This window comes from Pseudoalteromonas sp. KG3 (genome assembly GCF_030436385.1).
Classification (GTDB): Bacteria; Pseudomonadota; Gammaproteobacteria; order Enterobacterales; family Alteromonadaceae; genus Pseudoalteromonas; species Pseudoalteromonas prydzensis.
The window spans coordinates 548540-564047 of the sequence record NZ_CP098523.1; the positions used below are offsets into that span (position 1 = coordinate 548540).

Consider the following 15508-nt stretch of genomic DNA (forward strand, 5'->3'; position numbering starts at 1 on the left):
TATGACTATCTTAATTTTAGGCGCTGGCCAATTAGCACGCATGATGTGCTTAGCCGGTGCACCACTGAATTTAAATGTGGTTGCCTATGATGTGGGCAGCAAGCAAATTGTCCACCCACTAACCGGGCAAGTGTTTGATACGACTTTAGCGCAAGCAATCGCGGATGCCGATGCAATCACGGCTGAGTTTGAGCATATCCCAGATGATGTGCTCACACTATGCTGTGCAAGTAATAAATTTTACCCAGGTAAAGCGGCAATCAAAACCGGTGGCGATCGCGCTCTTGAAAAAGCCTTACTTAGCAAAACCGCTGTTGCATGCGCGCCATACCAGTTAATTACTGAAAAAGCGCACCTAGAGCAAGCAGTCGCGACTTTAGGCAAGCCGTTAGTGATCAAAACCTGTCAAGCCGGCTACGATGGTAAAGGACAATGGCGCTTAAAATCAGATGAGCAAATTGACCAGATTTGGTCAGAAATGGCTGATTTTATTGCCTCCGGTACTGAATCTGCTCCTCACTCCATTATTGCCGAGCAGATGATCCCATTTGACCGTGAAGTTTCTATTATTGGTGTACGCGATAAAAGTGGCAACACAGCAATTTATCCCCTCACTGAAAACCAACATACTAATGGCGTTTTAACGTTATCAGTGGCTGGTAAAGAAAAATCAACAATCCAAAAACAAGCTGAAGATGCCTTTAATAAACTTGCGAGCGAACTGGAGTACGTGGGTGTGCTCGCCATTGAGTTTTTTGATGTTGGTGGCCAATTACTCGTTAACGAAATTGCGCCTCGCGTGCATAATTCAGGTCATTGGACTCAACAGGGCAGCCATTGTAGCCAATTTGAAAATCACATGCGTGCGGTTGCCGGTTTACCATTAGGTAGTACAGAGCTGCAGCGTGTAACAGCAATGATCAATGTACTTGGGCAAGCATCTATCCCTGAGCAAGTACTGAGCGTACCTAGTGTCACCAGTCACTGGTACGGAAAAATGGCAAAACCGGGTCGCAAAATGGGCCACATCAATGTCTCAGCAAATAATCTTCATCAGTTAGGTGAACGTTTAGCACAGCTTTCAGAATATCTTCCGGAGGAGGATTACCCCGGCGTGTTAGCTGCCAGTACCGCGCTGATTTTAAATTAATCATAAAAGCCGAGTTTATCTCGGCTTTTTTATTAAGGAGATTGTTCATGTTCAGTGCTAAATACCGCACTATCGTATTTGCTTTTTTAATGGCGTTATTTATGTCTGGCTTTATGTCATTCGTTATTTCAATTTTCAATGTTGGTTTAGTCAATAATATTATTTCTATTTGGTTAACTGCTTGGGCTTTTGCATTTTGCGTTGCTTTTCCAACCGTCATTTTTGTAGCGCCCGTTGTTCATAAACTTACAGCAAAGCTTGTTCGTCCTTAAGGATCATTATGCTTTTGTCAGATCGCATTAAAAAACCTTTTTATATTATTTTACTCGGTTTGTGTATTACTCCTCTGATAGGCGGTGGCACGGCACTGATCCTTGGCGCATTGTTTGCTATTTTATTAGGAAATCCGTTTGCTGAGTTATCGCAACAAGCCAGTAAGTGGATGCTCAAAGCCGCAGTGGTTGGTTTAGGTTTTGCTGTCGATTTTAATCAAGTTATAGAAGTCGGCCGCAGTTCTTTGGTGTTAACGATTGTTAGTATCACTGCAATCATCGGCTTAGGGGAAATTTTAACGCAAGTATTTAAATTAAATCGTAATACTGGCGTGCTAATCTCCTTTGGTACTGCGATTTGTGGCGGTAGCGCTATTGCGGCTATGGCTCCTGTTATTAAAGCCAAAGATCACGAAGTGGCTGTTGCACTGGGCGTGGTATTTTTATTAAATGGCGTGGGCTTATTGCTGTTTCCTACAATTGGCCATTACTTTGAGTTAAGCCAACAACAATTTGGTTTATGGGCTGCTTTGACAATTCACGACACTAGTAGTGTAGTTGGGGCGTCAGCCGCCTATGGTGCTGTTGCGCTGAGTATTGCCACAACTGTAAAATTAACTCGTGCAATGTGGATCATTCCCTACACCACCATTGCAGGGGTATTTTGGCGCTCAGAAGAAAAAGCCAGTATCCCTTTATTTATTATTGGTTTTTTAGCCGCAGCCTTGATCAATACTTATTTGCCGCAGTTTTCTGACACTTGGCAGCTGATCAACACAGTTGCAAAACAGCTACTAGTCATGACTTTGTTCTTAATTGGCAGTGGCTTATCACTTTCAGTTTTAAAACAAGCAGGACTAAAGCCCTTTATAATGGCCATTATTTTATGGATAGTGGTAAGTAGTGTCATTTTATTATTAATTTTAGATGGATTCATAATATGAATAGTAAGTTTTGTATGGCTGCATTAGCATCTGCCATGTTTTTCAATGGTATGACAAACAGTGCCGAGGCCGCCAATACACTTAGAGTGGCAACATTCAATGTCAGTATGGATGCCACCAATTATACTGAAAAAGATCAACAAGTAGACCCAAACGCGTTGACTAATGCACTACAAAATAAGCACCCGCAAATTAAAAATATTGCTGAGATCATTCAACGTGTTCGCCCTGATATACTGCTATTAAATGAGTTTGATTACATCAGCAAAGCGCAAGGAATTGATTACTTTAAGGCTAACTACCTGGCGATAAGTCAAAATAAACAACCCGCAATTGACTATCCCTACAGCTATATTGCTCCTGTTAATACCGGTTTAAAAACCCCATTTGATCTGGATCACGATGGCAAAGCCACTGGTGTGAAAGGGGATGCTTTTGGCTTTGGTTTTTTTGAAGGTCATTATGGCATGGCGGTACTTTCTCGTTATCCAATAGATTTTGATAAAATAAGAACGCTACAAACATTTAAATATAAAGATATGCCAGCTGCACAAATGCCTATTGATCCAAAAACAGGCGAAAACTGGTATAACCAAGAGCAGTGGCAAGTACTAAGACTGAGCTCTAAATCATTTTGGGATCTGCCAATTACTGTAAAAGGCAAAACACTGCACGTTATTGCATCGCACCCAACGCCGCCAGTATTTGATGGTGATGAAGACAGAAACGGCAAGCGCAATCACGATGAAGTGCGTTTAATAAAAGACTATATCGGCAATGCAGATTATTTATACGATGACAATGGTGTAAAAGGTGGCTTAGCACCGCAATCACGATTTGTTGTTGTTGGTGATTTAAACGCAGCCCCTGAAGGCGATAAAAAACGTCCTAATACAACGGATCAGCTGTTAAAAAATCCATTAATTAATAGTCAATTCGTACCAAGTAGTAAGGGAGCTAAAACCAGCTATAGTGAAAAATATGCAGCGGCTTACACTGCATTTTGGCAAGCTCGCGTTGATTATGTGCTGCCTTCTACTTATGGCATAGACGTTCACGACGGTGGTGTATTTTGGCCAGTTAAAAATAGCGAATTATACCGATTAATTAAAGATCGTAATGCCTCATCAGATCATCGTATGGTGTGGTTAGATATTTCGTTAAAGTAACTTTGCTATTAAACAGCAAAGTTTGGCGGTTTATCTGAAATAATTGCTATTACATAGGTGCTTCTGCTTAAATCAAGGTAATTACAATAACCTTACAGAAGCCCTATGATTTTTAAATCTTCTACTAAAAAAACCTTAATTGCACTTGCCGTAGCGTCCAGCGTTATGTTGTCCGGTTGTCAATCAACCGCATCTACGCCAACTGAGCAACCGCAATCCACTGTTGCAAGTGTTGTGGTAACAGCCGCCGATACAGGAACTACAGCCATCACGCTTGAACAAGCAATGGCTCATCCGGATTGGTTAGGTCGCCAAGCAGAGCGCGCCTTTTGGGCTGCTGATTCAAAAACGGTTGTGTATGCACAAAAACAACAAGGTAATGAGTTAAGAGATTTATACACACAAGCGGTGAATAGCCAAGCTGCCAGCCAAGTCGCACTTAATAAATTGCATACCTTAGGTGCTGCGAATGCGGTTTATTCTGCAGATCGCACAGTTCAAGCTTATGTGTTTGAAGGCAATGTATTTGTAAAAAACATCAACACCGGTGCAATTACACAAATAACACACGACAGCGCTAAACAGTCTAAACCACAATTTTTAACCGATGGTAATTTAGCATACCGCCAAGGCAACGCCTTTTATAAGGTAAATCTAGCCACTGGTTTGCAAACCGAAATTGCAAATTTACACTTAAGTGATGCGCCAGAAGGGATTGCTGAGCCTGCAACTTACATTGCCAAAGAGCAACATAAACTAATTGATTACATTGCACTTACTCATAAAAATAAAAAAGACAAACAAGCCCGCAAAGAGCAGCTCAACGCAGAAAACTCTTCTATTGCTAATGCACAGTTTTATTTAGGCAAAGGCAATGAGTTAGCCGACGTGCAATTATCACCAAATGGCAAAGCATTAGTTGCTGTGGTAAAAGAAAGCCGTTCATGGCGAGAAGACAGCGATATAATGCCAAATTATATTGCCGATGATGCTGGTGTTAAAGCTGAAAAAGTACGCCGTCGTGTTGCCGATGAAAAACCAATAACGTCTGAAGTGATTTACATTGATTTAGTTGAGCAAAAGCAAACTACCTTGGCATTCGATACCTTACCTGGCTTTGATGAAGACGTATTAGCGGCAGTTAAAAAAGAAAACTTTGCCCGTGACGGCAAAACATATGAATCTCAAAAACAACCCCGTGCTATCAACCTAATGATGGATTGGGGGTGGGATCAAAGCGCTATCGTATGGAATAAAACCGGTACGCAAGTCGCGATGATGCTCGAAGCATGGGATAATAAAGATCGTTGGTTAGCAACTGTTGATGTTGAAAGCTCGAAGCTTGTATCACAACATCGCTTACACGATGATGCTTGGGTTAACTATGCTTATAACGATTTCGGTTGGTTAAATAATTCAGATACTTTGTATTTCTTATCTGAAGAAACTGGCTACAGCCATATCTATAAAAAACCACTTAATGGCAAAGTAAGTCAACTTACTAAAGGTCAATTTGTGGTATCAAATTTAACCCTTACTAATGACGACAGTGCAATTTATTATAAAGCCAATGTTGAGCATCCAGGTCTTTATGAAATTTACCGTGTTGATCCAAGCAATGGTAACTCTGAGCAAGTAACTAACTTAGACGGCATGACCGACTATAAACTTAGCCCAGATCAAACTAAACTGTTGTTAACGCATTCAAAAATCATGGCTCCACCAGAGTTATATGTTGCTGATGCTAAAGCAAATAGTTCAGCTATACAGTTAACCCATACGGTATCTGAGGCATTTTTAGCGAAGCAGCTTATTGCCCCTAAAATTGTAGCAGTGCCATCAAGCCACACTGATCAACCAATCTATGCCAAAGTATATTACCCAGCAGACTACGTTGAAGGTGAAAGCGGAAAAAATCGTAAAGCGGTTATTTTTAACCATGGCGCAGGTTATTTACAAAACTCACATATGGGTTGGTCTGGTTACTTCCGCGAATTTATGTTCCATTCGCTATTAGCCTCAGAAGGTTATGTTGTAATGGATATGGATTATCGTGCATCAAAAGGCTATGGTCGTGACTGGCGCACAGCTATTTATCGTCAGATGGGTACGCCGGAAATTCAAGATTTAGCTGATGGTGTAAGTTGGATGGCTGAAAATGCCAATGTTGATACAGGCTCGGTTGGTACATATGGTGGTTCATACGGCGGCTTTATGACCTTTATGGCCTTGTTTACCCAACCTGATTTATTCCAATCAGGCGCTGCGCTTCGTCCTGTAACAGATTGGGCACATTATAATGGCCCATACACATCAAACATTTTAAATCACCCAGATGTAGATCCGATTGCGTATGAAAAAAGTTCACCAATTTATTATGCTGAAGGTCTTAAAAATCGCCTGTTGATCAATGCTCCAATGGTCGATAACAATGTGTTTTTTCAAGACTCGGTACGTTTAGTACAACGTTTAATTGAGCTTGAAAAAGAAAACTTTGAAACGGCAATCTTCCCAGTAGAGCCACATGGTTTTGTTCAGCCTTCAAGCTGGTTAGATGAATACCGCCGTATTTATAAGTTATTTAAAGAAACACTTTAAGGTTTAAAAATAAAACGCCAAGTTTACACTTGGCGTTTTTTTAGGTAAGTAATAAAAACCGGTAAGGCGAGTACAATGCCACCAATCGCACCAATCAAATGTGCATCAATCGCAACACGTGAAGCGATTAACTTACCAATCTCTGCGCTTGGGCCGTGAAATTGCTCATAGCCAATCTTCAGCCAGATACCGATAAACAATAATAGTCCGGTTTTCATACCCGCCTCAATATCTTTAATGGCTCCCCATACAATCACTCCATGCAGTAAAGCACTTAGGCCTGTGTATATTCTTATGTCTGGGCAAAAGTAGTAAATACCGATACCACACCAAGCGGCCAAGAATAGTGTATGTAACGCATATTGAGTGGGTTTTGTATGCTCAGCATGCAGTGCCCATATCAATATGATGCCTGCACAATTTAATGCCAAATGGGGCCAATTAGCATGAACGTATTGGCTGGTGATCAAACGCCACACTTGGCCTTGCTCAATTAATTGGCGATTAAACTCTAATACATCGTTTAAGTTTAATGCAGCCAATAGGGCACTTAATGCCATTAAACACAGCGGAGGTAAAATATAACGCGGTTGCAGGGGTAAATTGACCATTTTATTCTTATTTTCATAGTAAAATTTTGCATATTGTGCCCGTTTAACTTTAAGATGCCAAATATCTCAATGCAAATCAGGCTTTTTTATGTATTTACCTTTTCAGCGCAGTGTTGCCTTTAGTTTAACGCTGCTCGCTTTACCCGTTTTAGCCAGCCAATCCCCGCGAGAAGTCCGTGAACCAGAAGCTGCAACCGGTCATCAAATTAAGCAACAAGTCACTGGTAAACAGTTTATGGTTGCTGCGGCCAATCCTTATGCAGCGCAAGCAGGGCAAACAATCCTCGCGCAAGGTGGCAGCGCTGTTGATGCGGCAATCGCAACGCAACTAGTGCTGACTTTAGTAGAGCCACAATCATCAGGGATTGGTGGTGGTACTTTTATGCTGTATTACAATAAACAGCACAACAAACTTACTAGTTTTGATGGCCGTGAAACTGCGCCAAGTCATGCTGATGAAACATTATTTTTAGATGAAAATGGTAACGCTGCGCCGTGGATAGAGGCGGTTGTTGGTGGTCGCTCTGTTGGCGTACCCGGACTATTGCATGCTTTTGCTAATGCACATAAACAGTATGGCAAACTTGCTTGGGCCGAATTATTTAAGCCCGCGATAGCACTTGCTGAGCAAGGATTTGAAGTTTCACCGCGGTTACATGCGTTATTAGCCAAGCAAATAAACCCTGGTGTGACTAAATTACCAGTGATCCGTGATTATTTCTTTCCTGATGGCAAACCACTTGCAGTTGGCACAGTTAAGAAAAATCAAGCCTTAGCTGATTTATATAAGCAAATAGCCGATGTTGGCATTGATGCTTTTTATAAAGGCGACAATGCTAAAAAAATGGTTGATGCGGTCACTCATTCAGTGGTTGCACCAGGTACCTTAGCATTGACTGATTTAGCAAACTACCAAAGTAAGCAACGCGACGCAGTTTGCACCCCTTACCATGCGTATAAAGTATGCTCTATGGCTCCACCTAGCAGCGGCGGTGTGGCTGTGTTGCAAATATTAGCCTTATTAGAAGATAAAAATATGGCGCAATATAAACCTAATTCAGCACAAGCATTGCATTACTTTAGCCAAGCTTCACGTTTAGCGTTTGCTGATCGCAATGTTTATATGGGCGATCCTGATTTTGCAGATATTCCAACAGCCGAATTACTTGATAAACGCTATGTAGCGCAACGCGCAAAACTTATCAGCGAACGCGATCAAAAAGCCGAAGCTGGCCAACCTCGGCCATTACTTAGCTACGCGCAAGATGATGCCTATGAGTTGCCTTCTACCAGTCATGTATCAATCGTTGATAGTGAAGGTAACGCGGTATCAATGACCAGCTCAATAGAAATGGCATTTGGTTCAACCGTGATGGTAAATGGCTACATTTTGAACAATCAACTAACCGATTTTGCATTATCACCACGCAAAAATGGCAAATTACTAGCAAACCGAGTTGAAGCAGGCAAACGTCCACGTAGCTCTATGTCACCAGTAATAGTGTTTAATAATGATGGCAGCCTGCGCTTAGTAGTTGGTTCACCCGGTGGTAGTCGGATCATCAATTATGTTGCACAAGTTGTGATTGGGGTATTGGATTGGCAATTAACCGCTCAACAAGCAATCGATTTACCACGAATAACCAATCGCAATAGCTACACCAGCCTTGAGAAAGGTACTGCAATAGAAAGCATTATTGCTGATTTTGAAAAGCGCGGACATACAGTGAAAGTGGTTGATTTGAATTCAGGGTTACATGCTGTTGAACTAGTTAACGGAAGCTTAGTGGGGGCTGCTGATCCACGCCGCGAAGGTATAGCACTAAGTGAGGTTAATTTTGTGCTTAAAGAGCATGAAATGCCTGCTAATAAGCCTTAATCGCCGCCGTTATTTAATGTACAATTGCCTTTTAGGTGTGCTTAACGCGCACCGAGTATTTTCTTTTAATGGTCTGACAAGGTTGAATGTCGTTGCTTTTTAATATTCAACAGCAATAATGGCAGATCACAACTTAAAGACATCGTTAAGCTTGGACTTATGACTACAAATACAGACCCAAATTATCTTTATATTCATCACTCAGGCCCAGGTCTGATCGAAACACCACTCCTTAATAAGGGCAGCGCATTTACACAAAAAGAGCGTGAAAGTTTCAACCTTGCGGGATTACTGCCTCCTCGCTATGAAACAATTGAAGAGCAAGTTGAGCGTTGTTACCAACAATATTCAAGTTTTCAAGACAATTTAAACAAGCACATTTATTTACGTGCTATTCAAGATAATAATGAAACACTTTACTACCGTTTAGTACGTGATCATCTTGAAGAAATGCTACCAATTATATACACCCCAACAGTGGGTGATGCCTGTGAAAAATTCTCTGACATTTATCGCAGTGCGCGTGGTTTGTTTATTTCATACGAAGACCGCTATCAAATCGACGACATTCTGCGCAATGCCACCAAAGGCAAAGTGAAAGTAATCGTTGTTACCGATGGTGAACGTATTCTTGGCCTTGGTGACCAAGGTATTGGTGGTATGGGCATTCCGATTGGAAAATTATCATTGTATACCGCGTGTGGCGGTATTAGCCCTGCGTATACGCTGCCAGTAATGTTAGATGTTGGTACCAATAACGAAAAATTATTAAACGATCCTATGTATATGGGCGCGCGTCATAAGCGTATAGCACAAGATGAATACGATGAATTTTTAGATCTATTCATTAAAGCCGTTAAACGCCGCTGGCCTAATGTCTTGCTGCAATTTGAAGACTTTGCTCAACCTAACGCCATGCCTTTATTAAAACGCTACCGTGATGAAATCTGTAGCTTTAATGATGATATCCAAGGTACCGCGGCTGTGACGGTTGGTTCATTACTTGCGGCATGTCGCGTTAAAAATGCGAAGTTATCGGAGCAAAAAGTTGTTTTTGTCGGTGCGGGTTCTGCAGGTTGTGGTATTGCAGAGCAAATAATTACGCAAATGGTGTCAGAAGGTATCACTGACGAACAAGCTCGCAGCCAAGTGTTTATGGTTGACCGCTTTGGTTTGTTAACTCAAGGCATGGAAGGATTACGCGACTTTCAACAAGCGCTTGCCCAGCCAACAGATAAATTAGTTGATTGGAAATACAGTGGTGAATATGCATCGCTACTTGATGTAATGCATTGTGCAGCACCTGATATTTTGATTGGTGTTTCAGGACAACCAGGCTTGTTCACTGAACAAGTTATTCGTGCCATGCACGCAGGTTGTGCGCAACCAGTAATTTTCCCGTTGAGTAATCCATCTAAGCAAGTAGAAGCACTGCCAGAAGATGTGATCAACTGGACTGAGGGTAACGCAATTGTTGCAACCGGTAGCCCATTTGCGCCGGTAATATACAACGGTGAAACCTTTGTTATTCCACAGTGTAATAATAGCTATATTTTCCCAGGTATAGGTTTAGGTGTGATCGCTGCTAAAGCGACCCGTATCACCGATGCAATGTTGATGGTCTCTAGTGAAATTTTAGCTGAGTCGTCACCACACGCTAACACTGGATTAGGCAGCTTATTACCCGCATTGACTGAAATTGAAACCTTGAGTAAACGCATTGCGTTTGGTGTTGCTAAAAAAGCCATTGAAGAAGGCGCAGCACTCGAGATCAGTGATGACATGCTGTGGGCTGCTATCAACAAAAATTACTGGTTACCAAAATACCGTAATTATAAGCGTTGTAGTATCTAATCAATCGCTAATCAAACAACAGGCTTCGGCCTGTTTTTTTTGCTTGTTCATTTTAAATTAACCGCGTACGGTATCTAATAGTGATACTAAAATTATTAAGGATATTTATGCGTTATTTACCATTGTTAGCCGCGGCACTTAGTTTCAACGTTTTTGCAGCCAGTAGCCCCGATGCACCGCACATTTATATTCAAGGCCAAGCACAAATTTCCACTGTTGCTGATAATGTGAAGCTTAGCGTTGGCATTGTTGAAGTTGAAAAAGACCTCATGGCAGCAAAGCAAAAGGCTGATACAACTATGGCTAAAGCAATTAAACTTGCTAAACAAGCTGGTGTATTAGACAAAGACATTAATGCAGGGCAGATCAGCATTCATCGAGAAAGCCAATACAACCGTGAAACTAATAAGCAAGAGTTTGTTGGTTTTAGAGTATCACGCAGTTTATCGTTGACTTTAAAGCAAATTGACAAATATCCGCAACTATTACAAAACTTAGTGAGTGGCGGTATTAATGAAATTAATCAAACTGAATTTGTATCTAGCCGATACCAAGAGCTACAGCAACAAGCACAAAAAATGGCAATTAAAGATGCCAAAACTGCCGCCCAAGAGTTTGCTGCTGACTATGATGTGGAAATTAAAGGTTTATACAGTGCGTCAATGAGTCCTATGGACACCAATGCACAGCCTTATATGCGCGTAAAAATGGCCAGCATGGCAGACAGCGCTGAATCAGGCAGCTTTGTACCCGATGCCTACCATGCAGGTGAATTAGTTATTAAAGCATCAAGCTATGCAATTTACTTGATCGAATAATAACTAACTCGCGTTCATTACTGTTGCTGGTGCTCAAAGCGTGCCAGCAATTTATTGCCTTGCTCCTCACTCGTTCTCGTGATTGCTCTTAGCATATTACGCACTTCATTACGGTCATATTGATTACTAATGTGTTCGTTAATATCATCAACAATGGCTGTTAAGTAATTAAATAAACTGTTTGTCGCTTGCTCATTTGTATGGGCAATAAACAATATATTTTTAAACGCCTCTAAAACGTTAGTCATTACATAGCCATCGTTTTTTGCATAATTACGAATAGGGGTAAAATTATCATGTAATAGTTCGTCGAATGAAGTCTCGTGTAAATACAATAATGGTGAACCTTCACTGTGTTTAAACGAGTAATTCGTATCACTTATTTTTAATCGCTCAATCAATAAAATACTCAGCATATCGATTGCTTTAACGGCCGTGCCCGGATCGTTTATGCCAGGACTCATCGCTTTAACTGCAATTTCAGATATTTGCGTTAAACCATAGCGGTAGTGGTCGCTTATGTATTCTTCAATGTAAAAAATAAAACAATTGAGTAGCTTTTCAAGCAGTTCAGGATCTTGGCTTAGATCATGATTACATTTTAAAAATGGGTAACCTTTAACGGTAAAAAAGCCCTGGTTAACCACTATGTACAATTCAATGTTTTGTTCAGCCAAAATGGCGCATAACTTATCGCTGTGTACGCCTTTAAAATAGCCTTCGGTGTGACTGCCGATCGGATACCACTGCTCAAAATCAGGAAAACTCTCAATTTTATCTTGCTGCTGGCGTGTAATGATTTGTTGAATGACATTTTTGGTGTGTTTAAATAAATCATTTAATACATTATCTACTTGAATCGCTTTAGAAATTGAGTGAATAAAGTAAACAAACAGCACAAGTGATATCAGCCCAAAAATCAATGCAAATAAAACGCCAAGGGCAGGGATGGCCACCGTGTTATCGTCAAGCTGTTTAATGTTGATCAACATAATGATTGAATAAATAATACTCCCCAGATAAAAACCGAGCACCATTTGATGTGACTTTCGGGTAATAAGGCCTGGTACTACCCGTGGCGATAAACTCGCACTGGCACTATTTAACACTATCATTACCATGGAAAAGCTAAATACTGTCAGCGATATAATGCTACCTGCCAGCGTACTTAAAATGGTTCGTGCGTTTTCTTCGCTATCAACTAACACAACAGATAAGAATTTTTTTATCTCCTGTACTATAGCGGTATATTCGATTGACATACTTAATACGGCAAACAGTAGAAAGCAAATCGACATCATCGAAGGATAAAAGCCAATACTGTTGATCATTTCTCTGTAGTTATCCGCAATCTTACGGGGTGTGAACATGGCAATCCTTTATTTTTGCATTGAATTAGTACGTTATCATATAAATCAGCACAATAGCTGGCTATTCGTTAATTAATCTTGTGTTATTATGGCAAAAAATAATTAGGAAATTATTATGATCATCTCTTTTTACGCAGCTGTATTAGCCTTTATGTACATTTATTTAAGTATAAATGTTGTGAAAGTGCGAAAATCAAATCAAATATCATTAGGTACTAACGATAATCAGCAATTGCTAAGGGCAACCCGTGCTCATGGTAATTTTATTGAATACGTGCCTTTTGCACTTATTCTAATATTTTTAGCAGAATTCCAAGGGTTAAGTAGCCATTATTGCCATATTTTAGGTGCGTTACTGGTGTTTGGCCGCGTTTGCCATAGTATTGCCATTAATGACAACACGCTAAAGCTTAGAGCAATTGGTATGTTATCTACTTTTGCGACATTAGCTCTGGGTGCACTTGCTTTGTTACTTGGTCGTTTTTTCTAATATGTTGACTAGGTTATTCGCGCTGGTAATGACTTTGCTGGTATACCCAATAACGTCGTTTGCCAGCAATAATGAGCCTGCTCCAACACTAAATATTATTTATCCTAAGCCTGAACGAGATCATGAACTTGAAAATTGGTACCCGTTGGCGTTACTCAAACTGGCACTAGCGCATAGTGGCCAAGCTTACACATTACAGTCATCTATAAAAATGGTACAGAGTCGCTCTTTAAAAGAGTTAGAGCAAGGTGAGTTGGTCAATGTAGTGTGGTCTATGACGAGTGTAGAAAGAGAAGCTATTTTTAAGCCGATCCGAGTTCCAATTTATAAAGGCCTGTATGGTTGGCGTTTATTACTCACTACAAAAGACAAACTGCACCTATTTGAGCCGCTCAAAACACCAACTCAGCTGAAAAAACTTCACTTCTTGCAAGGCCATGACTGGCCTGATACACAAATTTTAAAGGATAACGACTTTCAGGTATCTACATCAACAAGTTATGAATCTTTGTTTAATATGCTTGTTAAAGGGCGAGGCGATGCATTTCCTCGTTCTATTTTAGAAGTTGATTGGGAACTTGAACAACTAGCTGACACGCACACTATTACTACAGTACCCAATGTTGTGTTGACATATCCAGCGGCAATTTATTTTTTTGTTAATTCAAAGCGTGATGATTTACATCACGCGATCCAAACCGGACTTGAAGAAATACATCGCAATGGCCAGTTCAATAAATTATTTAGCCGTTATTTTGCACAAACTATCGCTAATGCAAAACTAGCGGAAAAAGAAATTATAAAATTAGAAAACAAACACCTTCCTCCGTTAACCCCAGTGGATAATAGAACATTATGGTTCACACCTGAAAACAACCAACTCGATAAATAAGTCGTTATGAATTCAAACCGCAAAATTTTTATTATTGGCTTACCGCGTACAGGTACCACCAGTGTATGTCATGCCTTTTTACAGTTAGGTTTTAGCTGCGCGCATACGGCGTACACTCAAAAAACCTTTGCTACTGCTCAAGTGCTAGCTGATACGCCAATTTTTAATGACTATCAACAACTTGATAAGCTTTACCCAAACGCTAAGTTTATTTATTTAGAGCGCGCGTCTGACAAATGGCTGCCGTCAATTCGTCAACTATTACAACGCATGCAGGTAAACTTAACTAGAGCGGATGGGGGATTTAACCCGCATATTAAGCGCTGCTATTTAAATACTTTCGGTGATTTTACGAGTAATGACCTTGAAAATGATGCTTACTTGCAACGTTGTTACGAACAGCACAAAGACACCGCTCAGCAGTATTTTGCAAATCGTCCAGCAGATCTCCTTAGCATTGATATCGCCAACGCCAACAGTTTTTCATTACTTTGTCGATTCTTACAGATACAAACAGCACTCACTCAATTTGAAAAAATGAATATTGGCGGTAAAGTCACCGCTTGGAATGCAATTAAGCACCCACTTAAAATTGCCTCTACAGCAAACGGTAAAATTGATAAGCAATTATACCCAACAGCTTAACGACGCTTACAAGTTATCATTTAATTGGTTTTAAAATTGCCACGGTAACAAGATTTTGCAGCGCAATTACGTTAAAATCCCGCCATTAGTTTTTAGGTAAGATATTTATGTTTGAATTAAAATACCATACACCATTTTCATGGACTGAAGCAGTACTCGCTGACTTTGATACCTTTTTACAAGATCACGCTGCTGCAGAAAAAAAAGCATCGGGCATGGCTATGTCGATGTTGTCGCATTACCCTGATCGCCGAAAGCTAGTTAAAGCAATGACCGATCTAGCTCTAGAGGAAATGATTCATTTCAAACAAGTACTTAAGCTGCTCCTTGATCGCGATGTTAACTTAGGCAATGACCAAAAAGATCCTTATGTAAAACAAATTCGCGCCGTATTTAGAAATGGTCGTGATGAGTTTTTAATGGATCGACTGCTAGTTGGCGCTGTAATAGAGGCGAGGGGACATGAACGTTTCTCACTGGTTGCTCAAGCTCTGCCGATAGGCAAAGAGAAAGATTTTTATGTTGCTATCGCCAAGTCGGAAGAAAAGCATAAAAACTTATTTGTTGAATTAGCTTATGAATATTTTGATAAAAGTGACGTTGATATCCGCTTAGAAGAAATACTTATTGCCGAAGCAAAAATTTGCCAAAGTATTCCATTTACCGCAGCACTTCATTAAAAATATCAACTTGTTAAGCTGTGAGTTATAGCGTTCTAGGGTAGCCAGGCGCCAATAACTCACCGTTTATGACAATAAAAAAACACCGTTAAAACAACAATCATTAATTTTAAAAATAATAGTCAATTTTGAAATT

General features: G+C 40.4%; 14 protein-coding genes. 12 read left to right on the forward strand and 2 right to left on the reverse strand.

The window, feature by feature from the left end:
- Nucleotide 1: 1 nt before the first annotated feature.
- From NDQ71_RS02725 to NDQ71_RS02745, 5 genes are all read left to right on the forward strand, one after another.
- Nucleotides 2-1150, forward strand: coding sequence for a 5-(carboxyamino)imidazole ribonucleotide synthase (locus NDQ71_RS02725; RefSeq protein ID WP_192542281.1), 1149 nt, complete (start codon nucleotides 2-4; stop codon nucleotides 1148-1150).
- A gap of 47 nt (nucleotides 1151-1197) precedes the next feature.
- Nucleotides 1198-1422, forward strand: a complete 225-nt coding sequence (locus NDQ71_RS02730) for a DUF2798 domain-containing protein (protein WP_192542280.1) — start codon at nucleotides 1198-1200, stop codon at nucleotides 1420-1422.
- 8 nt (nucleotides 1423-1430) lie between these two features.
- Complete coding sequence (locus NDQ71_RS02735) at nucleotides 1431-2366, forward strand: YeiH family protein (protein ID WP_192542279.1); 936 nt, start codon at nucleotides 1431-1433, stop codon at nucleotides 2364-2366.
- A gap of 14 nt (nucleotides 2367-2380) precedes the next feature.
- The gene (locus NDQ71_RS02740; RefSeq protein WP_192542296.1) at nucleotides 2381-3535 is read left to right on the forward strand and encodes an endonuclease/exonuclease/phosphatase family protein; all 1155 of its coding nucleotides are present in this window, start codon (nucleotides 2381-2383) and stop codon (nucleotides 3533-3535) included.
- A gap of 105 nt (nucleotides 3536-3640) precedes the next feature.
- Nucleotides 3641-6133, forward strand: coding sequence for a prolyl oligopeptidase family serine peptidase (locus NDQ71_RS02745; protein ID WP_192542278.1), 2493 nt, complete (start codon nucleotides 3641-3643; stop codon nucleotides 6131-6133).
- A gap of 23 nt (nucleotides 6134-6156) precedes the next feature.
- Here the strand turns inward: NDQ71_RS02745 and rrtA are convergent, their stop codons facing one another.
- Complete coding sequence (rrtA, locus tag NDQ71_RS02750; RefSeq protein ID WP_192542277.1) at nucleotides 6157-6744, reverse strand: rhombosortase; 588 nt, start codon at nucleotides 6742-6744, stop codon at nucleotides 6157-6159.
- An 88-nt stretch (nucleotides 6745-6832) separates the two neighbouring features.
- Here rrtA and ggt point away from each other — a divergent pair, with 88 nt between their 5' ends.
- The 3 genes from ggt to NDQ71_RS02765 all read left to right on the forward strand — a co-directional run bounded on the left by ggt (nucleotide 6833) and on the right by NDQ71_RS02765 (nucleotide 11295).
- Nucleotides 6833-8623, forward strand: a complete 1791-nt coding sequence (gene ggt, locus NDQ71_RS02755) for a gamma-glutamyltransferase (RefSeq protein ID WP_192542276.1) — start codon at nucleotides 6833-6835, stop codon at nucleotides 8621-8623.
- 159 nt (nucleotides 8624-8782) lie between these two features.
- Nucleotides 8783-10477: an NAD-dependent malic enzyme gene (locus tag NDQ71_RS02760; protein WP_192542275.1), complete on the forward strand. Its 1695-nt coding sequence runs from the start codon at nucleotides 8783-8785 to the stop codon at nucleotides 10475-10477.
- Nucleotides 10478-10584: 107 nt separating this feature from the next.
- Nucleotides 10585-11295 (forward strand): SIMPL domain-containing protein, encoded by a 711-nt coding sequence (locus NDQ71_RS02765; RefSeq protein ID WP_301562212.1) that lies wholly within the window; start codon nucleotides 10585-10587, stop codon nucleotides 11293-11295.
- 17 nt (nucleotides 11296-11312) lie between these two features.
- Here NDQ71_RS02765 and NDQ71_RS02770 read toward each other — a convergent pair whose 3' ends face one another.
- Nucleotides 11313-12665 carry a DUF2254 domain-containing protein gene (locus tag NDQ71_RS02770; RefSeq protein ID WP_192542273.1) on the reverse strand — a complete coding sequence of 451 codons (1353 nt, stop codon included), beginning with the start codon at nucleotides 12663-12665 and terminating at the stop codon, nucleotides 11313-11315.
- A gap of 115 nt (nucleotides 12666-12780) precedes the next feature.
- On the opposite strand from NDQ71_RS02770, the gene NDQ71_RS02775 reads away from it, so the two are divergent.
- From NDQ71_RS02775 to NDQ71_RS02790, 4 genes are all read left to right on the forward strand, one after another.
- Complete coding sequence (locus NDQ71_RS02775) at nucleotides 12781-13155, forward strand: MAPEG family protein (protein ID WP_192542272.1); 375 nt, start codon at nucleotides 12781-12783, stop codon at nucleotides 13153-13155.
- A gap of 28 nt (nucleotides 13156-13183) precedes the next feature.
- A complete protein-coding gene (locus NDQ71_RS02780) occupies nucleotides 13184-14047 on the forward strand; it encodes an ABC transporter substrate-binding protein (RefSeq protein WP_225736684.1) in 864 nt (287 codons plus the stop codon).
- Between the two features lie 6 nt (nucleotides 14048-14053).
- Nucleotides 14054-14692: a sulfotransferase family protein gene (locus NDQ71_RS02785; protein WP_192542270.1), complete on the forward strand. Its 639-nt coding sequence runs from the start codon at nucleotides 14054-14056 to the stop codon at nucleotides 14690-14692.
- 107 nt (nucleotides 14693-14799) lie between these two features.
- Nucleotides 14800-15372, forward strand: coding sequence for a tRNA-(ms[2]io[6]A)-hydroxylase (locus tag NDQ71_RS02790; protein ID WP_064666240.1), 573 nt, complete (start codon nucleotides 14800-14802; stop codon nucleotides 15370-15372).
- The last annotated feature ends 136 nt before the right edge of the window (nucleotides 15373-15508 follow it).

Coding starts and splice junctions, on each gene's coding strand:
- rrtA (WP_192542277.1), bottom strand. CDS start 6,744: ATGGTCAATTTACCCCTGCAACCGCGTTATATTTTACCTCCGCTGTGT.
- NDQ71_RS02780 (WP_225736684.1), top strand. CDS start 13,184: ATGACTTTGCTGGTATACCCAATAACGTCGTTTGCCAGCAATAATGAG.
- ggt (WP_192542276.1), top strand. CDS start 6,833: ATGTATTTACCTTTTCAGCGCAGTGTTGCCTTTAGTTTAACGCTGCTC.
- NDQ71_RS02735 (WP_192542279.1), top strand. CDS start 1,431: ATGCTTTTGTCAGATCGCATTAAAAAACCTTTTTATATTATTTTACTC.
- NDQ71_RS02725 (WP_192542281.1), top strand. CDS start 2: ATGACTATCTTAATTTTAGGCGCTGGCCAATTAGCACGCATGATGTGC.
- NDQ71_RS02740 (WP_192542296.1), top strand. CDS start 2,381: ATGGCTGCATTAGCATCTGCCATGTTTTTCAATGGTATGACAAACAGT.
- NDQ71_RS02745 (WP_192542278.1), top strand. CDS start 3,641: ATGATTTTTAAATCTTCTACTAAAAAAACCTTAATTGCACTTGCCGTA.
- NDQ71_RS02775 (WP_192542272.1), top strand. CDS start 12,781: ATGATCATCTCTTTTTACGCAGCTGTATTAGCCTTTATGTACATTTAT.
- NDQ71_RS02785 (WP_192542270.1), top strand. CDS start 14,054: ATGAATTCAAACCGCAAAATTTTTATTATTGGCTTACCGCGTACAGGT.
- NDQ71_RS02790 (WP_064666240.1), top strand. CDS start 14,800: ATGTTTGAATTAAAATACCATACACCATTTTCATGGACTGAAGCAGTA.
- NDQ71_RS02730 (WP_192542280.1), top strand. CDS start 1,198: ATGTTCAGTGCTAAATACCGCACTATCGTATTTGCTTTTTTAATGGCG.
- NDQ71_RS02770 (WP_192542273.1), bottom strand. CDS start 12,665: ATGTTCACACCCCGTAAGATTGCGGATAACTACAGAGAAATGATCAAC.
- NDQ71_RS02760 (WP_192542275.1), top strand. CDS start 8,783: ATGACTACAAATACAGACCCAAATTATCTTTATATTCATCACTCAGGC.
- NDQ71_RS02765 (WP_301562212.1), top strand. CDS start 10,585: ATGCGTTATTTACCATTGTTAGCCGCGGCACTTAGTTTCAACGTTTTT.